This is a genomic window from Porphyrobacter sp. CACIAM 03H1 (assembly GCF_002215495.1).
In the GTDB taxonomy this organism is placed as follows: domain Bacteria; phylum Pseudomonadota; class Alphaproteobacteria; order Sphingomonadales; family Sphingomonadaceae; genus Erythrobacter.
In genome coordinates this window covers 409,153-425,959 of the sequence record NZ_CP021378.1, presented here as the reverse complement: position 1 = coordinate 425,959, position 16,807 = coordinate 409,153, and the positions used below count along the sequence as shown (strand labels likewise).

General features: G+C 66.9%; 21 protein-coding genes. 11 read left to right on the top strand and 10 right to left on the bottom strand.

The genetic code is table 11. The annotated features are described in order from the left end of the window. Positions 1-2: 2 nt before the first annotated feature. The 8 genes from CBR61_RS02085 to CBR61_RS02050 form a co-directional block, all read right to left on the bottom strand. Positions 3-491 (bottom strand): PaaI family thioesterase, encoded by a 489-nt coding sequence (locus CBR61_RS02085; RefSeq protein WP_088912879.1) that lies wholly within the window; start codon positions 489-491, stop codon positions 3-5. 18 nt (positions 492-509) lie between these two features. After that, positions 510-971, bottom strand: coding sequence for a PTS sugar transporter subunit IIA (locus CBR61_RS02080; protein WP_088912878.1), 462 nt, complete (start codon positions 969-971; stop codon positions 510-512). A 172-nt stretch (positions 972-1,143) separates the two neighbouring features. Next, positions 1,144-1,710: a ribosome hibernation-promoting factor, HPF/YfiA family gene (hpf, locus tag CBR61_RS02075; RefSeq protein WP_088912877.1), complete on the bottom strand. Its 567-nt coding sequence runs from the start codon at positions 1,708-1,710 to the stop codon at positions 1,144-1,146. A 77-nt stretch (positions 1,711-1,787) separates the two neighbouring features. After that, positions 1,788-2,492 carry a DNA polymerase III subunit epsilon gene (dnaQ, locus tag CBR61_RS02070; RefSeq protein ID WP_088912876.1) on the bottom strand — a complete coding sequence of 235 codons (705 nt, stop codon included), beginning with the start codon at positions 2,490-2,492 and terminating at the stop codon, positions 1,788-1,790. 49 nt (positions 2,493-2,541) lie between these two features. Next, positions 2,542-3,126: a dephospho-CoA kinase gene (coaE, locus tag CBR61_RS02065; RefSeq protein ID WP_088912875.1), complete on the bottom strand. Its 585-nt coding sequence runs from the start codon at positions 3,124-3,126 to the stop codon at positions 2,542-2,544. Further along, positions 3,123-3,983: a shikimate dehydrogenase family protein gene (locus CBR61_RS02060; protein ID WP_088912874.1), complete on the bottom strand. Its 861-nt coding sequence runs from the start codon at positions 3,981-3,983 to the stop codon at positions 3,123-3,125. Before CBR61_RS02060 ends, coaE begins: the two co-directional genes overlap by 4 nt. Beyond that, complete coding sequence (locus CBR61_RS02055; RefSeq protein WP_088912873.1) at positions 3,980-4,573, bottom strand: Maf family nucleotide pyrophosphatase; 594 nt, start codon at positions 4,571-4,573, stop codon at positions 3,980-3,982. The genes CBR61_RS02060 and CBR61_RS02055 overlap by 4 nt, the downstream gene beginning before the upstream one ends. Beyond that, positions 4,570-5,415, bottom strand: a complete 846-nt coding sequence (locus CBR61_RS02050; RefSeq protein ID WP_088912872.1) for a pyruvate, water dikinase regulatory protein — start codon at positions 5,413-5,415, stop codon at positions 4,570-4,572. The genes CBR61_RS02055 and CBR61_RS02050 overlap by 4 nt, the downstream gene beginning before the upstream one ends. A 336-nt stretch (positions 5,416-5,751) precedes the next feature. On the opposite strand from CBR61_RS02050, the gene hemE reads away from it, so the two are divergent. The 5 genes from hemE (at position 5,752) to CBR61_RS02025 (ending at position 9,696) form a co-directional block, all read left to right on the top strand. After that, positions 5,752-6,768 (top strand): uroporphyrinogen decarboxylase, encoded by a 1,017-nt coding sequence (gene hemE / locus CBR61_RS02045; RefSeq protein WP_088912871.1) that lies wholly within the window; start codon positions 5,752-5,754, stop codon positions 6,766-6,768. Positions 6,769-6,772: 4 nt separating this feature from the next. After that, positions 6,773-7,216, top strand: coding sequence for a CopD family protein (locus CBR61_RS02040; protein ID WP_088912870.1), 444 nt, complete (start codon positions 6,773-6,775; stop codon positions 7,214-7,216). A gap of 202 nt (positions 7,217-7,418) precedes the next feature. Continuing rightward, the gene (gene rho / locus CBR61_RS02035) at positions 7,419-8,684 is read left to right on the top strand and encodes a transcription termination factor Rho (protein ID WP_088912869.1); all 1,266 of its coding nucleotides are present in this window, start codon (positions 7,419-7,421) and stop codon (positions 8,682-8,684) included. A gap of 67 nt (positions 8,685-8,751) precedes the next feature. After that, positions 8,752-9,144 carry a BLUF domain-containing protein gene (locus CBR61_RS02030; protein WP_157696468.1) on the top strand — a complete coding sequence of 131 codons (393 nt, stop codon included), beginning with the start codon at positions 8,752-8,754 and terminating at the stop codon, positions 9,142-9,144. A gap of 90 nt (positions 9,145-9,234) precedes the next feature. Beyond that, entirely contained in the window at positions 9,235-9,696 is a 462-nt protein-coding gene (locus tag CBR61_RS02025) for a BLUF domain-containing protein (RefSeq protein WP_088912867.1), read from the top strand. On the opposite strand, the gene CBR61_RS02020 is transcribed toward CBR61_RS02025, so the two are convergent. Then, positions 9,644-10,003 (bottom strand): nuclear transport factor 2 family protein, encoded by a 360-nt coding sequence (locus CBR61_RS02020; RefSeq protein WP_088915402.1) that lies wholly within the window; start codon positions 10,001-10,003, stop codon positions 9,644-9,646. The genes CBR61_RS02025 and CBR61_RS02020 overlap by 53 nt on opposite strands. Positions 10,004-10,047: 44 nt before the next feature. Continuing rightward, positions 10,048-10,746 (bottom strand): dienelactone hydrolase family protein, encoded by a 699-nt coding sequence (locus CBR61_RS02015; protein ID WP_088912866.1) that lies wholly within the window; start codon positions 10,744-10,746, stop codon positions 10,048-10,050. A gap of 100 nt (positions 10,747-10,846) precedes the next feature. Here CBR61_RS02015 and CBR61_RS02010 point away from each other — a divergent pair, with 100 nt between their 5' ends. The 6 genes from CBR61_RS02010 (at position 10,847) to CBR61_RS01985 (ending at position 16,761) form a co-directional block, all read left to right on the top strand. After that, positions 10,847-11,110, top strand: coding sequence for a DUF6489 family protein (locus CBR61_RS02010; protein WP_088912865.1), 264 nt, complete (start codon positions 10,847-10,849; stop codon positions 11,108-11,110). A gap of 4 nt (positions 11,111-11,114) precedes the next feature. Continuing rightward, positions 11,115-12,401 (top strand): tRNA uridine-5-carboxymethylaminomethyl(34) synthesis GTPase MnmE, encoded by a 1,287-nt coding sequence (mnmE, locus tag CBR61_RS02005; RefSeq protein ID WP_088912864.1) that lies wholly within the window; start codon positions 11,115-11,117, stop codon positions 12,399-12,401. Between the two features lie 92 nt (positions 12,402-12,493). Beyond that, positions 12,494-14,344, top strand: a complete 1,851-nt coding sequence (gene mnmG / locus CBR61_RS02000) for a tRNA uridine-5-carboxymethylaminomethyl(34) synthesis enzyme MnmG (RefSeq protein ID WP_088912863.1) — start codon at positions 12,494-12,496, stop codon at positions 14,342-14,344. Further along, positions 14,341-14,967, top strand: a complete 627-nt coding sequence (rsmG, locus tag CBR61_RS01995; protein ID WP_088912862.1) for a 16S rRNA (guanine(527)-N(7))-methyltransferase RsmG — start codon at positions 14,341-14,343, stop codon at positions 14,965-14,967. The genes mnmG and rsmG overlap by 4 nt, the downstream gene beginning before the upstream one ends. Positions 14,968-15,025: 58 nt before the next feature. Beyond that, complete coding sequence (locus CBR61_RS01990; protein ID WP_088912861.1) at positions 15,026-15,802, top strand: ParA family protein; 777 nt, start codon at positions 15,026-15,028, stop codon at positions 15,800-15,802. Continuing rightward, positions 15,799-16,761, top strand: coding sequence for a ParB/RepB/Spo0J family partition protein (locus tag CBR61_RS01985; RefSeq protein ID WP_088912860.1), 963 nt, complete (start codon positions 15,799-15,801; stop codon positions 16,759-16,761). Before CBR61_RS01990 ends, CBR61_RS01985 begins: the two co-directional genes overlap by 4 nt. Positions 16,762-16,807: the final 46 nt, after the last annotated feature.

Below are 16,807 nucleotides of genomic sequence, written 5' to 3'. Positions count from 1 at the left end.
CTTTAGAGCCCCGACGGTCCGCCCGCCGCATAGCCCGGCAGGCTCGACAGGGCGATGCGGCTGCGCATGAAGGTGCCGGTGCCGCGCCCGATCTCCTCGCCCTCCTCGTCCACCAGCCGCGCCTCGGCGACGAAGACCCGCCGCCGCCCGCTCACCCAGCGGCCCTCTGCGGTGACGGTGCCGGCGCGCACCGGCTTGGTGAAGTGGAGGTTGAAGCTGGTGGTCAGCAGGAAGCGGTCGGTCGCCAGCGTGTTGGCGGCATAGAAGGCCGCATCGTCGAGCATCTTGAAATAGATCGTCCCGTGCGCCGCGCCGGCCGCGTGGTAATCCTCGGGGGTGACGGTGAAGGTCAGCTGCGAGCGGCCCTCGCACGGGATATGCAGCCGGCTCGCGAACTTGGCGTTGACCGGCGCCGAGGCATAGAGCCGCTCCAGAGCCCGGTAATGCTGCTCGGCACCGCTTGCCGGAGGAAGTCCGTCACCGGGGGCCATCGTCACGCGTCGGTAGGATCAGGCCGCGTCGCGCAGGAACTGGTTGGTCAGCAGCGCATAGGCCGCCTCGGTATCGGGCGCGTCGGCGAGCATCTGGAGCATCGTCTCGTCGCGCGTCAGGCGCGAGATCGCGGCAAGCGCGTGGAGATGCGTCGCCCCGGCGTTCTCGGGCGAGACCAGCCCGCACACCAGCGTAACGGGCCGGGCATCGGCGGCGGCGAAATCGATCGGCGTCTCGAGCCGGATCAGCGCCATCGAGGGACGGCGGACATCCTTCGAGCGGCAGTGCGGAATCGCCACCCCGCGCCCGAAGCCCGTGCTCCCCAGCGCCTCGCGCGCCTCGAGGTTCTCGAGCACCTCGCTCTCGTCCAGCCCGTAGGCGTGGGCGAGCAGCTGCGCCGTGCGCGCCAGCACCTTCGGCTTGGAATCGAGCCGGGCGAAGGCGATCGCCTGAGGTGAAAGAGCGAGGTTGACGTCCATTGTCCCAACAATCCCGGATGAAAACGCGCCCCCCAAGGCACGGTGGCGAATATCCGGACCGGTCGTGCTCCCCAAGGGCACCGCCGGGCCGGGGCGGAGCCCCTCCTGCTACCGCCGCCTGGGCCTTTGCGAAGAGAGGCCTCGCCGTAACGGCAGGCGGCTCCTTGCGGCCCTATCTCGGCTCGACCCAACCGATCGAGCCATCGGCGCGCCTGTAGACCATATTATGCCGTCCGGTGCCAGCGTTTTTGAAGAACAGCGCCCCGGTGTTCCTGAGGTCGAGCATCATCACCGCATCGGCAACGCTGGCGGTGGGGATGTCGACGCGGGTTTCGGCGATCACCAGCGGGGCATCGGCGACCACTTCCTCCTCCTCGTCCTCCTCGACGGCGAGGATGGTGTACGCGGCCTCTTCCTCGCCGCGGGCGTGATCGGCCTGTTCGTGGCGGTCGGTGAGGCGGCGCTTGTAGCGGCGGAGCTGCTTGTCGATCTTCTCCACGGCATTGTCGAACGCGACATGGGCATCATGCGCAGTGCCTTGCGCCTTGAGGATCAGGCCCTGCATCACGTGGGTGACGATGTCGCAGGTGAAGGCCCCGGCGGGCGCCTTGCCGAAGGTCACGTGGCTGGAAAGCGCCCGGTCGAAATACTTGTCGACGATCGCGCCGAGCCGGTCCGAGGCGTGCTCCTGCAACGCGCTGCCGGTGTCCATCTGGTGGCCGGAAATCCGAATATCCATGAAGCGTGTTCCTCCCGTCAGTGATGAGGATCCCAGTGTGGTGGTGTGACGGTGCGACCGTTGCGTTGATGCGGGCTTCAACTGGCCCAGATCGCATCCGTGATCCCGGCAATGAATGCGCGGTGTCGTTCCAGCTCCTCCGGGCTGGCAACATGGGGGCGGGGTTCGCGCCGGGGCCGGTCCGCGGACGGACGGTGCCAGGGCACGTTGGTGACGCTTGTCGCGACAAGGGTAGGGACGGCGTCCCCGGGGGCAAGGCCGAGGCCGATCTGCCGCCCGCCGGTCAGCTCGACATAGACCTGCGCGAGGAGTTCGGCATCGAGCAGCGCGCCGTGCTTGACCCGATGCGAGCGGTCGATCCCGTAGCGGGTGCACAGCGCATCGAGGCTGAGCTTGGCGCCGGGGTGCTTCCTGCGCGCAATGGCAACGGTGTCGACCATCCGCTCCATGCTGATCGCCGCGCGGCCCGCCAGTTCCAGTTCGTTGTTGAGGAAGCCGAAGTCGAACCCGGCATTGTGCGCCACCAGCGGGGCATCGCCGAGGAATTCGAGCAGTTCGTCCGCCAGTTCTGCGAAGCGCGGCTTGGTGGCGAGGAAGGCGGCGCTGAGGCCGTGGACCCGCTCGGCCTCCACCGGCATATCGCGATCGGGGTTGAAATAGGCGTGGAAGGTGCGGCCGGTCTCGACCCGGTCGATCATCTCGATGCAGCCGATTTCCACCATGCGGTCCCCGGTCTTGGGGTCGAGCCCGGTGGTTTCGGTGTCGAAGATGACCTCACGCATTTGCAGGACTATCCTCCCATCCCGGGCGACTTGCAAGCGCTCGCTGCAATCAAAGTGTCGCAATCAGCGCGGCGACCTGGGCGCGGGTTTCCGCGAGGCTGGTGCCGGTGTCGATGACGTGATCGGCCCTTTCGCGCTTCTCGGAATCGTGGAGTTGGAGGCCGAAGATATGCTCGAATTTCTGCTCGGTCATGCCCGGGCGGGCGAGCACCCGGGCGCGCTGGACCGCCTCGGGGGCGGAGACGACCACGACCAGGTCGACCGACTCGTGACCGCCGCGCTCGAACAGCAGCGGGATGTCGAACACCACCGCGCGCTTGTCGGCGTGCTGTTCGAGGAAGGCGGCGCGCTTCGCGGCAACGGCCGGGTGGACGATCGCTTCGAGCCGCTGGAGCGCGGCCTTGTCGGCAAAGACCTGATGCCCCAGCCGGTCGCGGTCGACGCCCTCGGGTCCGGTCGATCCGGGGAAGGCCGCCTCGATCGCAGGGACGAGCTCGCCGCCCGGCCCCTGCATCGCGTGCACCTCGGCATCGGCATCGAACACCGGGATGCCGGCCTCGGCGAACATGGCGGCGACGGTCGACTTGCCCATGCCGATGCTTCCGGTGAGGCCGATGATCTTGGGGCGGGTCATGTGGTGAGCAACTCGCGCAGTTCGGCATCATACTCCCGCGGGGCGGGCTGGCCGAAGAACCTCTCGAAAGCGACCGCCGCCTGCCCGATCAGCATGGAGAGGCCGTCGATGGTGCGGTGGCCCCGCGCACGGGCGCCGTGCAGGAACGGCGTGTCGAGCGGGGCCGTGACGATGTCGTAGGCTATGCTCCCCGGCGGGGCATGGCTCCAGTCGAAGGGCAGGGGCGGCTGTCCGGCCATGCCAAGGCTCGAGGCGTTGACGACGAGATCGAGGCAGCCCTCGCGGTCGTCGAAGGCAAAGTCGGTCGGGTCGGCAAAATGGGCGAGGGGGGGCGTGTGGTGCTCGCCCCCGGGTGCCAGTTCGTCGAGCAGGGCGCGGGCCTTGGCCGGATCGCGCCCGGCGACCACCAGCGTGAAGCCGTGCCCCGCCAGCGCGGCGATGATCGCGCGGGCCGCGCCGCCGGTGCCGATGATGCGGGCCATGCGGAAATAGTGGGTTTGCGCCAGGTCGCCCGCCAGCGGCTCGAGAAAGCCCGCCGCGTCGGTATTGGTGCCGGTCATCGCGATGTCGTTGCCATGTCGTACCACGGTGTTCACCGCCACGATGGAGTCCGCAGGGGGGTCGATGCGGTCGAGGAGCGGCATGATCGCCTGCTTGTGCGGCATGGTGACATTGCACCCGCGCCAGTCGAGGTCTTCCCGCCGGGCACCGAGGTAAGCGGGGAGCTGGTCGGGGGTGACGTGGCAGGCACGGTATGCGGCGTCGATCCCTAGTTTTGCGAGCCAGAAATTGTGGATTTTCGGGGACTTGGACTGGGTGATGGGATCGCCGATCACCTCGGCATAGGGCTTGGTCACGCGAGTAACACCCCCTCCTCGCGCAGGGCGCCGAGCAGGGGCAGCAGCGGCATCCCCGGCACGGTGAACTGGTCGCCGTCAATGCTCTCGAACAGCTGCACCCCCGGCCCCTCGATCCGGAAGGCTCCTACGGTGTGGCCGATGGCTGGCCATTCAAGTCCCAGATAATGTTCGATGAATTCCTCGGACAGCGTGCGGACATGAAGGCGCGCGAGGCTGGCATGGCTCCACAGGCACCCTTCGCCCTGGACCAACGCGGCGGCGGAGTGGAGCTCCATCACCTTGCCGGAGAAGAACCGCAGGTGCTCCCCCGCCTCCTCACGGCTGAGCGGCTTGTCGAACCGCCGACCGGCGCAGACCACAAGGGAATCCGACCCGATAACAAGGGCTTGCGGGTGCAGCTCCGCCACTGCTGCGGCCTTGGCCACGCTGAGCGCCTCGGCCACTTCGGCAGGCGAGGCACCCGCCAGGCCAGCCTCCACCGCCCGCTCGTCGATATCGGCCGGCACGCTCTCGTAGCCCACCCCGGCGGCATCGAGCATTGCCCGGCGCGAGGCGGATTTGCTCGCGAGAATCAGCGGCTTGGTCATATCGGCTTGCCCTCGCCACCCTCGCCTGCCGGCCGCCGGTCGCGTTCCTGCGCCAGCCGGATGATCGCCGCCGCGGTCTCCTCGATTGAGCGGCGGGTGACGTCGATCACCGGCCAACCATTGTCCCCGAACATCCGCCGCGCGAAATGCAGCTCGGCCTTGACCTTGTCATTGTCGACATAGGCGGTCTCGGTTGCTTCATTCAGCGATAACAACCGGTTGCGCCGGATCTGGATAAGCCGTTCGGGCGAAGTCGTCAGCCCCACCACCAGAGGATGCCTGAGGCCGAACAAGGCCTTGGGCGGAGGGCTCTCGACCACCAGCGGGATGTTCGCCACCTTGTAACCGCGGTTCGCGAGATAGATCGAGGTCGGCGTCTTGGACGAGCGCGACACCCCGACCAGCACGATATCGGCCTGCTCCCACTCCTCGTGGGCGAGACCGTCGTCATGGGCGATGGTGTACTGGATAGCATCGACCCGCCTGAAATAGGTCTCGTCCATCATGTGCTGGCGCCCGGGCCGGCCATGCGCCTCCTGCCCCAATTGCGCCTCGAGCGCGGCCGTCACCTGGTCGAGCACCGGCACGGCGGGCAGACCGAGATGGCGGCAATGCTCCTCGAGCCGCTTTCTCGTTTCGGGGTTGACCAGCGTGTAGAGCACCAGCCCCGGATGCGCGGCGAGATCGGGCACGATCCGGTCGAGGTGCTGGAGCGAGCGCACCATCGGCCAGAAATGGCGGTTCACCGTGGGATTGTCGAACTGCGCAAGCGCCGCCTTGGCGATCATCTCCAGCGTCTCGCCGGTCGAATCCGATACAAGATGCAGGTTCAATCGGTTCATGATTCGCCGCTGGCTTGCGCCGCTGCCGGCGCCTGTGGACAGATCGACGCATAAACCACGGGAGGGGCTGGCGGACAAGCGGGGGAGGGATTTTCCTGCCCGCTCCCGGCCTTTTCGCGCGGCGATTTGCGCACACGGGACAAGATTTGTCGACAGGCTGGGAAGAGTGGGGATAAAGCTCGCTTGACGTCCAATCCGTGCGGATTCGATGGGGGCTGAATCCATTGGGGCATTTCGGGCATAACCGGGCAGAGGCCGGTAATTCCCGCTTTCCACAGGGCCAACAGACTCCATCATTCCTTTTATAAATTGAATTGATTTGCTCTAAGGAACCCTATGCCCGGTCCGCTTCTCGATACGCTCAAAGGTGTCCGCCAGCCTGTCGCCCCCGTGTGGCTCATGCGTCAGGCGGGGCGCTATCTTCCCGAATATCGCGAGCTGCGGGCGGAGAAGGGCGGGTTCCTCGAGCTGGTCTACGACAGCGAAGCCGCGGCCGAGATCACGGTGCAGCCGATCCGGCGCTTCGGGTTCGACGGGGCGATACTGTTCTCCGACATCCTGATCGTGCCGCACGCGATGGGGCAGGGGCTGACCTTCGCCGCCGGTGAAGGTCCGCACCTCTCGCCGACGCTGCTCGAGGTCGGGCTGGATTCCTTCACTCCCGCCTTCGAACGGTTCGAGCCGGTCTACGAGACCGTGCGCCTGACCCGCAAGCAGATCGGGCCCGCCGTCACCATGCTCGGCTTTGCGGGGAGCCCCTGGACGGTCGCGACCTACATGATCGCGGGGGAAGGGTCCAAGGACCAAGGCCCGGCGCGCCTCCTCGCCTATCGCGATCCGGCGCATCTCCAGGCGATCATCGATGCGATCGTGGACGTGTCGGTGACCTATCTGCGCGGCCAGATCGATGCAGGCGCGGAAGCGGTGCAGTTGTTCGACAGCTGGGCCGGAAGCCTCGCCCCCGACCAGTTCGAGAAGTGGGTGATCGCGCCCAACGCGGCGATCACGGCGAAGCTCAAGGAAAGCCATCCGGATACGCCTGTGATCGGCTTTCCCAAAGGCGCGGGTGCGAAGCTGCCCGCCTATGCGCGCGAGACCGGGGTGGACGCCGTGGGCCTCGACGAGACGCTCGATCCCGCCTGGGCACATGCCAGCCTTCCTGCCGGGATGCCGGTGCAGGGCAATCTCGATCCGCTGCTGGTCGAGGCCGGCGGCCCGGCGCTGCCCGAACGGGTGCGCACGATCATCGCCGCCTTCGAGGATCGCCCCCATGTCTTCAATCTCGGCCACGGGATCGGGCAGTTCACGCCGATCCAGCATGTCGAGGATCTTCTCGCCGCTCTGAGGGGCTGACGCGATGCAGGAACTACTCTCCTCGATTTACCTGTTCCTCAAGTCGGGGCACGTGCTCTTCATGGTGTTCTGGCTGGCGGGCCTGTTCATGCTGCCGCGCCAATGCATCTACATGCTCGACCACGCGCCGGGCTCCCCGGGCGAGGCGAAGTGGGCGACGCGGATGGGCAAGCTGCGCAGCATCATCCTGACGCCGAGCCTCATCATCGTCTGGGTGCTGGGGCTGAGCATGGCCTGGTCGGGCGGCTGGTTCAGCGAAGGCTGGCTCGACGCCAAGCTGACGCTGGTGCTGGCGATGACCGGCTATCACGGCTGGCTCGTGGCGCAGACGAAGAAGATGGCGCGGGGCGAGCGGCCGCTGTCGGAAAAGCAGCTCCGCATGATCGGCGAGGTGCCCGGCCTGCTGCTGGTGCTGATCGTGGTGCTGGTCTACCTCAAGCCCTTCTGAGCCCGCCACCGCGGCGCAATCGCCGATTGACCTCGGGGGCGCGCGCTCCTATTTCCCGATCACCTATCCGGTAACCGGAGCGTCAATCCGCTCCGCCAAGGTCTGCTTTCTCCAAGCCCAGCCCCTTTCCAGTCCGGGGCGCCGCCTTCCACCGGCGGTACTGACCAGCCGGCCACCCCAAGACTTTCGGAATACAGACAAAATGCATTTGAAGGACCTCAAGCGAAAGACCCCGGCCGAACTGGTCGCGATGGCGGAAGAACTCGGAGTCGAGGGCGCCTCGACCATGCGCCGGCAGGATCTGCTCTTCTCGATCCTGCGCGAGCTCGCCGAAGACGAGGAATACGAAGAGAAGATCATGGGCATCGGCACCATCGAGGTGCTGCAGGACGGCTTCGGCTTCCTGCGCTCGCCCGAGGCGAACTACCTCGCCGGGCCGGACGACATCTACGTCTCGCCCAACCAGGTCCGCCGCTGGGGCCTGCGCACCGGAGACACGGTGGAAGGCGAAATCCGCGCGCCGCGCGATGGCGAGCGTTACTTCGCGCTCACCAGCCTCGCCAAGGTCAACTTCGACGATCCCGATGCGGTCCGCCTGCGCACGAATTTCGACAACCTGACCCCGCTCTATCCGGACCAGAAGCTCAATCTCGACACGCTCGACCCGACCGTGAAGGACAAGAGCGCGCGGGTGATCGACATCATCGCGCCGCAGGGCAAGGGCCAGCGCGCGCTGATCGTCGCGCCGCCCCGCACGGGTAAGACGGTGCTCCTCCAGAACATCGCCAAGGCGATCACCGACAATCACCCCGAGGTGTTCCTGATCGTCCTGCTGGTCGATGAACGTCCCGAGGAAGTCACCGACATGCAGCGCAGCGTGAAGGGCGAGGTCATCTCCTCGACCTTCGACGAGCCCGCCAACCGCCACGTGCAGGTCGCCGAGATGGTGATCGAGAAGGCCAAGCGCCTCGTCGAGCACAAGCACGACGTCGTCATCCTGCTCGACTCGATCACCCGCCTCGGCCGCGCCTACAACACGGTGGTGCCGTCCTCGGGCAAGGTGCTGACCGGCGGTGTCGACGCCAACGCCCTCCAGCGGCCCAAGCGGTTCTTCGGCGCGGCGCGCAACATCGAGGAAGGTGGCAGCCTCTCGATCATCGCCACCGCGCTGATCGACACCGGCAGCCGCATGGACGAAGTCATCTTCGAAGAGTTCAAGGGCACCGGCAACTCGGAAATCGTGCTCGACCGCAAGGTTTCCGACAAGCGCATCTTCCCGGCGCTCGATGTCGGCAAGTCCGGCACCCGTAAGGAGGAGCTGCTGGTCCAGAAGGACAACCTCTCCAAGATGTGGGTCCTGCGCCGCATCCTGATGCAGATGGGCACCGTAGATGCGATGGAATTCCTGCTCGACAAGATGAAGGATTCCAAGACCAACGAGGACTTCTTCGCTACGATGAATCAATAGCTTGTCCGCTGCCCGGGCCAAGGGGTCGGCCCGGCGGACGGATCTTCAGGGACGGGGAAAGACGTTCGTGCTCAGCCAGTATCTCTATATCAGCACCGCGCCGACCCTGCCGCGCGAGGAAGTCGACGCGATCCTCGCCGCGAGCGCGCGCAACAACCCGGCGCGGGGCATCACCGGGCTGCTGCTGTTCAACGGGCGCAACTTCCTCCAGCTGCTCGAGGGCGAGGACAGCGAGGTTGCGGCGCTGATGGAGACGATCACCGCCGATCCGCGGCACAGCGGCGTCTCGGTGCTCGACCGGCGCGGGATCGGGGAGCGCGCCTGCCCGGACTGGGCGATGAAGCGGGTGATGATCGCCGAGAGCATCGATGCCCGGCGCGACATGCTCGAGCGCGATTTGCCCGAAGGGCTCGACCCCGAGGTGCGCAAGATGATCGTCAATTTCGCGGTACTGAACTAGCCCCTTAGGGGTAATCCCGTAGGTCGCGACAATCCGCTGGCAGTCGCTATGAGATAGACGCCGATCCCGAACATCACGGGAGATCGCGTCATGCGGCGCATCATCTACACCAGCATCGCGGCGCCCGACCTCGATCGAGCTGCGATGTTCCACCTGCTGCATCACGCCCGGAGTGCCAATCAGGCGCGCGGTCTCACCGGCGTACTGCTGCGTGCGGACCGGAGGCTGCTTCAGGTGCTCGAAGGGCCGACATGGAAGCTGCTTGCGGTGTTCGAAAGCATCCGTCGGGACGTGCGCCACAGCAATGTCGCGGTGATCGAGGAACGCTCGATCGCCGAGCCGACCTTTCCCGGCTGGCCGATGCGATATTTCGACGATCGGAAAATCGGGGATGCCAGGGCCTTCTTCGAAGCGCGGGGCGAGGGCGCGGTGTCGGCAGAGGTGGAGGAGGTGGTGCGCGACTTCTTCGTCGAGGCCTTCGCCGCCAGCGCCGCGCAAGTCATCCCTTCGCGGCCGCGAGCTGTGCGCCCATCATCTCCCAGACCTTGTTGATGGCCTTCAGGGGCCTGACCATCACCTTGAAATCGCTGATCGTTCCATTTTCGTTGAAGCGGATGATGTCGACCCCGTTGATGCTGATCCCGTCGAGCTCGGTGACGAATTCGAGCATCATCTCGTCCCCGTCGACGAGCTCGCGGACATAGCGGAAGGCGTCGTTCCCCAGCACGTGACTGGCGGCGACAAGATAGGCCATCACCACCGGTTTCCCGGCCTGCGGCGTGTGGACAACGGGGGAATGGAACACCGCATCATCGGCAAGCAGATCGGCGAGGACGGCGGGATCGCTCCCGCCCTCCATATAGGCGTGCCAGCGGGCGAGGCCCTGGTGCGCTGCCCCGCCGCTCACCCGAGGTGTTCCGCGAAGAAGGCGGCGGTGCGGCTGTCGGCGAGGTTCGCGGCCTCTTCGTTGCGGCGCTTGCCGTGTTCGGTGGCGAAGCCGTGGTCGAGGCCCTCGTAATCGTGCAGGGTCACCTTGGGGTGATCGTCGAGGCCCGCGTGCATCGCCTCTTGTGTTTCACGTGGAACAAAGCCGTCGGCCGTGGGGATGTGGAGCATCAGCGGGTGGGCGATGGCGTGCTTCTCGTGCAGCAGTCCGTCGATCCCGACGCCGTAATAGCCCACGCTCGCATCGATGTCGGTGCGTGCCGCGGTCATGTAAGCGAGCCGCCCGCCGAGGCAGTATCCGACGCAGCCGACCTTCGCGACGCCGAGCGTGCGGCGGATGTGGTGGATGGTCGCCTCGATGTCGCGGATGCCCGCGTCCTGGTCGAACTCCCCGAACAGGCCAAGCGCGCGCTGGAATTCGGGTTCGACGTCCGGATCGAGCTCAATCACCGGCTCGAGACGCCAGAACAGGTCGGGCGCCACAGCGAGGTAGCCTTCGGCGGCAAGCTTGTCGCACTTCTGGCGGATGCCGGGGTTCACCCCGAAGATCTCCTGGATGACGATGATCGCGCCCCGCGGCGTGCCTTCTGGCCGCGCGACATAGGCGCCGAAGCTGGCGTCCCCTTCGAGGGTCGGGATGGTTTCGTTGAGGCTCATGGGGTCTCTCTCCTGCAGGGTGTCCAGAAGGTCTATCTCTTGCCTTGCGCGCGTGCCAAGCCCAAATGAAGGACGCACGACGAGAGGAGGGCGATGCCCTATGAAGATCACCATCGAAATCGACTGCACCCCGGAAGAGGCGCGCAGCTTCATGGGCCTGCCCGATGTGAGCCCGGCCAACAACGTCTATGTCGAGAACCTCGCCAAGGCGATGCAGGGCGTCTCCAACCCCGACCAGCTCCAGCAATATGCCAGCGCGCTGGCACCAATGGGGCAGGTGGGGCTGAAGCTGTTCCAGAGCTTCGTCGAAAGCGGGATGAAGGCCGCCTCGGGTTCCTCGGGATCGAAAACCTCCTCCGACTGACACCGTGAGCGACGCGCCGACGATCTTCGCGCTTTCGAGCGGCGCGCCGCCGGCGGGCGTGGGGGTGATCCGCGTCTCCGGTTCCCAGGCGCGGACGGCGCTGGAGGTGCTTGCCGGGCGGGTGCCAACGCCGCGCCGCGCCTCTCTCGCCCGTTTGCGTGATGCCGAGGGTGCGCCGCTCGACGAGGCGCTGGTGCTGTGGTTTCCCGGTCAGGCGACCGCGACCGGCGAGGATCTGGCCGAGTTCCACTGCCACGGGGGCCGCGCCGTCATTGCAGCGGTGGAGCGGGCGCTCGCTTCGCTTCGCGGGGTGCGTCGTGCGGAGCCGGGGGAGTTCACCCGGCGCGCCTTCGCCAATGGCCGGATCGATCTCGCCGAGGCAGAGGGATTGGGCGATCTGCTTTCCGCCGAGACCGAGCTTCAGCGCGCGGCCGCACTGGCCAATGCGGGCGGGGCGCTCTCACGGCAGGTCGAAAGCTGGCGCGAGAAGGTGCTCGGGCTTTCGGCCGAGGTCGAGGGCGTTCTCGATTTCTCCGACGAGGAGGATGCCGCCGATCTTCCCGAATGTTTCACGTGGAACATTGCCGCGCTGGCCGGGGAGCTGGCCGCATGGCTCGCCCGCCCGCGTTCCGAGCGGTTGGGGGAGGGCTACCGCGTGGTGCTCGCCGGGCCTCCCAATGCCGGCAAGTCCACGTTGTTCAATGCTCTGGTCGAGAGCGAGGCGGCGATCACCTCGCCCATCGCCGGCACCACGCGCGACGTGATCGAGCGGAGCGTGGCGATCGAAGGGGTGCCCTTCACCTTCGTCGACACGGCGGGTCTGCGCGACGGGGCCGAGGCGGACGCGATCGAAGCCATCGGCATCGCCCGCGCCGAGGCGGAGCTGGCGCGTGCCGACACTGTCCTGTGGCTCGGACCGGAAGGTGTAGGACCGGAAGGCGCGTGGGAGATCGCGGCGCAGTCCGACCGCGAAGACCTTCCCCCAAAACTGGCTGCGCGCTTCACGCTGTCGGCGAGGACCGGCGAGGGCGTGGCGGCGCTCAAAACTGAATTGGTGGAAGCGGCACGGGATGCCTTACCGAAGTCCGGTGAGGCGGCCTTGAACGCCCGCCAACACGCGCGTCTCGCCGAGGCTGCCGAGGCGCTGCAAGCGGCGGGGCGCCTTGCGGACCCCTTGCTCGTCGCCGAGGAACTGCGCCGCGCCCGCCTCGCATTCGACCGCCTTATCGGGCGGGCGACGACCGAGGACATGCTCGACACGCTGTTCGGACGTTTCTGCATCGGCAAGTGAGCCCGCAGTCCAATGTTTCACGTGAAACATTGCGGGCACCCGCTCACCAAATCCGCTTTGACGATCCGCGCCCCGCGCCCTATCTGCGCCCCATGCAAAGCTTCGACGTCCTTGTCATCGGCGGCGGTCACGCCGGGGTGGAGGCTGCCTGCGCGGCAGCCCGGATGGGCGCGCGCACGGCGCTGGTGAGCTTCGATCTTTCGGCCATCGGAGCGATGAGCTGCAACCCGGCGATCGGGGGCCTCGGCAAGGGGCACCTGGTGCGCGAGGTCGACGCTCTCGACGGCGTGATCGGACGTGCTGCGGACGCAGGCGCGATCCATTACCGGATGCTCAATCGCTCCAAGGGCAGCGCCGTCTGGGGCCCGCGAGTTCAGGCTGACCGGGTGCGCTTCAAGGCGGCGGTGCAGGCGGCGGTGGCGGCGCAGGCGGGGCTGACGCTGGTACAGGGAGAGGCTGCTGCGCTGGTGCTGAAGGGCGGGGCGGTGGCCGGGCTCGAACTGGCCGAAGGCACCGTGCTCGAGGCACCGCGCGTGGTTCTGTGCACCGGAACCTTCCTGGGCGGAATCCTTTTCCGCGGCGAGGAGCGGTTTGAGGGAGGGCGCATTGGCGAGAACGCCGCGCACCGTCTGGCGCAGCAGCTGCGCGGTGCCGACCTGCCGATGGCGCGGCTCAAGACGGGAACGCCCCCGCGGCTCGACGGGCGGACCATCGACTGGGCCGTGCTCGAGGAGCAGCCCTCGGATGGCGAGGCATGGACAATGTCCCCGCTCACGCCGGCCCGCGTCAACCCGCAGGTGTTCTGCGCCATCACCCGCACCACGCAGGCAGGGCACGACGCGATCCGCGCCAACCTCCACCGCTCGCCGCTGTTCTCGGGCGCGATTGCGGCGGCGGGGCCACGCTATTGCCCCTCCATCGAGGACAAGATCCACCGCTTCGGGGACCGCGAGGGGCATCAGGTGTTCCTCGAGCCCGAGGGGCTGGACACGCATCTCGTCTATCCCAACGGGATCAGCACCTCCCTGCCGGTTGATGTGCAGGAGGAGGTGGTCCGCACCATGCCGGGCTGTGGCAGGGCGGTGATCGTGCAGCCGGGCTATGCGGTCGAGTACGACCACATCGATCCCCGCGCGCTCACGCCCGACTTGCAGGTCCGCGCGATCCCCGGGCTCTATTGTGCAGGTCAAATCAACGGGACGACCGGTTACGAGGAAGCGGCGGCGCAGGGTCTTGTCGCTGGGCTCGAGGCAGCCGCCGCCGCGCTTGGCAAGCAGGCACCCCGGCTCGACCGGGCGAATTCCTACATCGCGGTGATGGTCGACGATTTGACCTTGCAGGGCGTTACCGAGCCCTACCGGATGCTCACGGCGCGGGCCGAATATCGACTCCGGCTGCGCGCCAACAATGCGGCGACGCGGCTCACGGGCCTCGGGATTGAGGCGGGCTGCATAGGCGCGGAGCGCGGGGCGTGGTGGGAGCGGCGCGAGGATTTGCGAGCAATGTTTCACGTGAAACATTCGGAGAAGGTCCATTCTCGCGAGCTGGCCGATCGCGGTTTGCCTGTGCGCCGCGATCACGGCGAAAAGACCCTCGCCGAGTGGCTGCGCTACGATGGCGTGACGCTTGAAGCACTTGCCCCATGGCTGGGCGATGCGACTGCGCTCGATCCGCTGCTCGCCGAGGAAATGGCGGAGGATGCCGCCTATGCACCCTATCTTGCTCGGCAGGATGCCGAACTGCGCGATCTGCGGGCGAGCGAGGCGCTGCCGCTTCCGGCGGATTTTCCTTATGGCGAGGTACCGGGCCTCTCGAACGAGATGGTCGAACGCCTTACCCGCGCGGCGGCCGGCACGCTGGCGGCGGCAGGCCGGGTTCCCGGTGTGACGCCGGCGGCGCTCTCTGCCTTGCTCGTCCATGCCCGGCGCAGGCTCGCTGCATGATCACCAACGAAGCCGAGGCCCGCGCCTATGTGGCGGGGCTGACCGACGCGGCGGGTATGGCGCGGCTCGAAGCCTTCGCTGCGCTCGTGCTGGACGAGAACCTGCGGCAGAACCTCATTGCCAAGGCGACAGAGCCGCAGCTGTGGCAGCGTCATATTGCAGACTCGGCGCAGCTACTGGAGAATGTTTCACGTGAAACATTGGGTGCCAATGGGGGCGGACCGTGGCTCGATCTCGGGAGCGGGCCGGGCTTCCCCGGTCTGGTGATTGCAGCCCTGTGCCCGAATATGCCGGTAGTCTTGGTCGAATCCCGCGCGCGCCGGGTCCAGTTCCTCAACCGCGCCATCGCCGCGCTCGATCTGCGGAAGTGCCGGGTGGAAGGCCAGCGTCTCGAGCACGTGGCTCCCTTCGAGGCCCGCGCCATTTCGGCACGCGCCTTTGCTCCACTCACCAGACTTCTAGACCTATCCGCACCCTTCTCCACAAGGCGGACCGTCTACGTGTTGCCCAAGGGGCGCTCGGCGGCGCAGGAGTTGGACACATTGAAGCCTTCGATTCGGGCAATGTTTCACGTGAAACATTCCTTGACCGATCCCGAGGCCGGGATCATCGTGAAGGCCTGACACGCGAAACACGCGCCAGTTCACCCTGAATTGGCGTGCGGGAAGGACGGGACACGCCATGCTGACCATCGCGATCGCCAACCAGAAGGGCGGGGTGGGCAAGACCACCACCGCGATCAACATCGCCACGGCCATGGCGGCGACGGGGTGGCGCACGCTGCTGATCGACCTCGATCCGCAGGGCAATGCCTCGACCGGCCTGGGGGTGCATTCCTCGTCACGCGACGTTTCAAGCTATGATCTGCTGGTCGACGAGGTTCCGCTTGCCAGCGCGATCCTGCCGACCGCGATCCCCCGCCTCGACATCGTTCCCGCGACGGTCGATCTGTCCGGTGCGGAGGTCGAGCTTGTGGCGGTCGAAGGGCGCACCCACCGGCTCGACAAGGCGCTGTCCTCACATACGGGCCATGATATCTGCTTCATCGATTGCCCGCCCTCGCTCGGCCTGCTGACGCTGAACGCGCTTTGCGCCGCCGATACGCTGCTGGTGCCGCTGCAATGCGAGTTCTTCGCGCTCGAGGGGCTTTCGCAGCTGCTCCAGACGGTCGATCAGGTGCAGCAGCGGTTCAATCCCGATCTGGGCATCATCGGCGTGGCGTTGACCATGTATGACCGCCGCAACCGGCTGACAGACCAGGTGTCGGACGATGTGCGCGACTGCCTCGGCAATCTCGTTTTCGAGACGGTCATCCCGCGCAACGTCCGCCTCTCCGAGGCACCGAGCCACGGGCTCCCGGCGCTGATCTACGATCAGCACTGCACCGGCAGCCGCGCCTACATGTCGCTGGCGCGCGAGCTGATCGGGCGATTTCCCGCAGAAAGACAGGCCGCATGACTGAAGATACCGCGCAAACCGCTGAAATCGCTGCCAATCTCCGTGCGTCTGCGGACAAGCCGCGGCGGCTGGGCAAGGGGCTAGGGGCGCTTCTCGGGGAAACGCGGCGCGAGGAGCCACTGGTGCGCCGCGAGGATGCTCCGGCCGAGGCACCTGCCGCAGGTTCCTCGCCGCTGCGGATGCTGGCGATCGCGAGCATCAAGCCGCTGCCGGGCAACCCCCGCAAGCATTTCGACGAGGCTGCGCTCGACGAACTCGCCGCCTCGATCGCGACGCGGGGCGTAATCCAGCCGATCATCGTCCGCCCGCACCCCGGCGGGGAGGGCTTCCAGCTCGTCGCCGGCGAACGCCGCTGGCGCGCGGCGCAGAAGGCCCGGCTGCACGAGATTCCGGCGCTGGTGCGCAACCTGTCCGAGCGCGAGGTGATTGCCCTCGCTCTGATCGAGAATCTCCAGCGCGAGGACCTCAACCCGGTCGAGGAAGCGCGCGCCTATCACCGCCTCTCGGAAGACGAGGGCATGATCCAGGTCGACATCGCCAAGATGGTCGAAAAGTCGCGCAGCCATGTCGCCAACATGATGCGGCTGGTGACGCTGCCCGATCCGGTGCTCGACCTGATCCAGGAGGGCAAGCTGTCGATCGGCCACGCCCGCGCGCTGATCGGGCGGGACGATGCGCTGCACCTCGCCGAGCTTGCCGTGGCCGAGGGGCTTTCGGTGCGCGACATCGAGACGCTCACCAAGAAGCCCCGCGCGCGGCTGGAGCCTGCCCAGCCTGGCTATCAATCCTCTGAAAACGCGGATATTCTCGCGGTCCAGCAGCATCTCGAGGAGTTCCTCGGGCTGAGTGTGCGGATCAAGCCCGAGGTCGATCCGCGCAAGGGGACGATCACGATCCGCTATACCACGCTCGATCAGCTCGATCTGGTCTGCCAGCGCCTCACCGGTGGCGAGATCTGAGCGGGGCCAGCGCCCCCGACCGGCATGAAAAAGCCCCGCGGGTCGC

What these genes read in the sequence shown, in the direction of transcription:
- CBR61_RS02085 (WP_088912879.1), bottom strand. Translation starts at nt 491, where the DNA reads ATGGCCCCCGGTGACGGACTTCCTCCGGCAAGCGGTGCCGAGCAGCAT.
- CBR61_RS02080 (WP_088912878.1), bottom strand. Translation starts at nt 971, where the DNA reads ATGGACGTCAACCTCGCTCTTTCACCTCAGGCGATCGCCTTCGCCCGG.
- hpf (WP_088912877.1), bottom strand. Translation starts at nt 1,710, where the DNA reads ATGGATATTCGGATTTCCGGCCACCAGATGGACACCGGCAGCGCGTTG.
- dnaQ (WP_088912876.1), bottom strand. Translation starts at nt 2,492, where the DNA reads ATGCGTGAGGTCATCTTCGACACCGAAACCACCGGGCTCGACCCCAAG.
- coaE (WP_088912875.1), bottom strand. Translation starts at nt 3,126, where the DNA reads ATGACCCGCCCCAAGATCATCGGCCTCACCGGAAGCATCGGCATGGGC.
- CBR61_RS02055 (WP_088912873.1), bottom strand. Translation starts at nt 4,573, where the DNA reads ATGACCAAGCCGCTGATTCTCGCGAGCAAATCCGCCTCGCGCCGGGCA.
- CBR61_RS02050 (WP_088912872.1), bottom strand. Translation starts at nt 5,415, where the DNA reads ATGAACCGATTGAACCTGCATCTTGTATCGGATTCGACCGGCGAGACG.
- hemE (WP_088912871.1), top strand. Translation starts at nt 5,752, where the DNA reads ATGCCCGGTCCGCTTCTCGATACGCTCAAAGGTGTCCGCCAGCCTGTC.
- CBR61_RS02040 (WP_088912870.1), top strand. Translation starts at nt 6,773, where the DNA reads ATGCAGGAACTACTCTCCTCGATTTACCTGTTCCTCAAGTCGGGGCAC.
- rho (WP_088912869.1), top strand. Translation starts at nt 7,419, where the DNA reads ATGCATTTGAAGGACCTCAAGCGAAAGACCCCGGCCGAACTGGTCGCG.
- CBR61_RS02025 (WP_088912867.1), top strand. Translation starts at nt 9,235, where the DNA reads ATGCGGCGCATCATCTACACCAGCATCGCGGCGCCCGACCTCGATCGA.
- CBR61_RS02020 (WP_088915402.1), bottom strand. Translation starts at nt 10,003, where the DNA reads ATGGAGGGCGGGAGCGATCCCGCCGTCCTCGCCGATCTGCTTGCCGAT.
- CBR61_RS02015 (WP_088912866.1), bottom strand. Translation starts at nt 10,746, where the DNA reads ATGAGCCTCAACGAAACCATCCCGACCCTCGAAGGGGACGCCAGCTTC.
- CBR61_RS02010 (WP_088912865.1), top strand. Translation starts at nt 10,847, where the DNA reads ATGAAGATCACCATCGAAATCGACTGCACCCCGGAAGAGGCGCGCAGC.
- mnmG (WP_088912863.1), top strand. Translation starts at nt 12,494, where the DNA reads ATGCAAAGCTTCGACGTCCTTGTCATCGGCGGCGGTCACGCCGGGGTG.
- rsmG (WP_088912862.1), top strand. Translation starts at nt 14,341, where the DNA reads ATGATCACCAACGAAGCCGAGGCCCGCGCCTATGTGGCGGGGCTGACC.
- CBR61_RS01990 (WP_088912861.1), top strand. Translation starts at nt 15,026, where the DNA reads ATGCTGACCATCGCGATCGCCAACCAGAAGGGCGGGGTGGGCAAGACC.
- CBR61_RS01985 (WP_088912860.1), top strand. Translation starts at nt 15,799, where the DNA reads ATGACTGAAGATACCGCGCAAACCGCTGAAATCGCTGCCAATCTCCGT.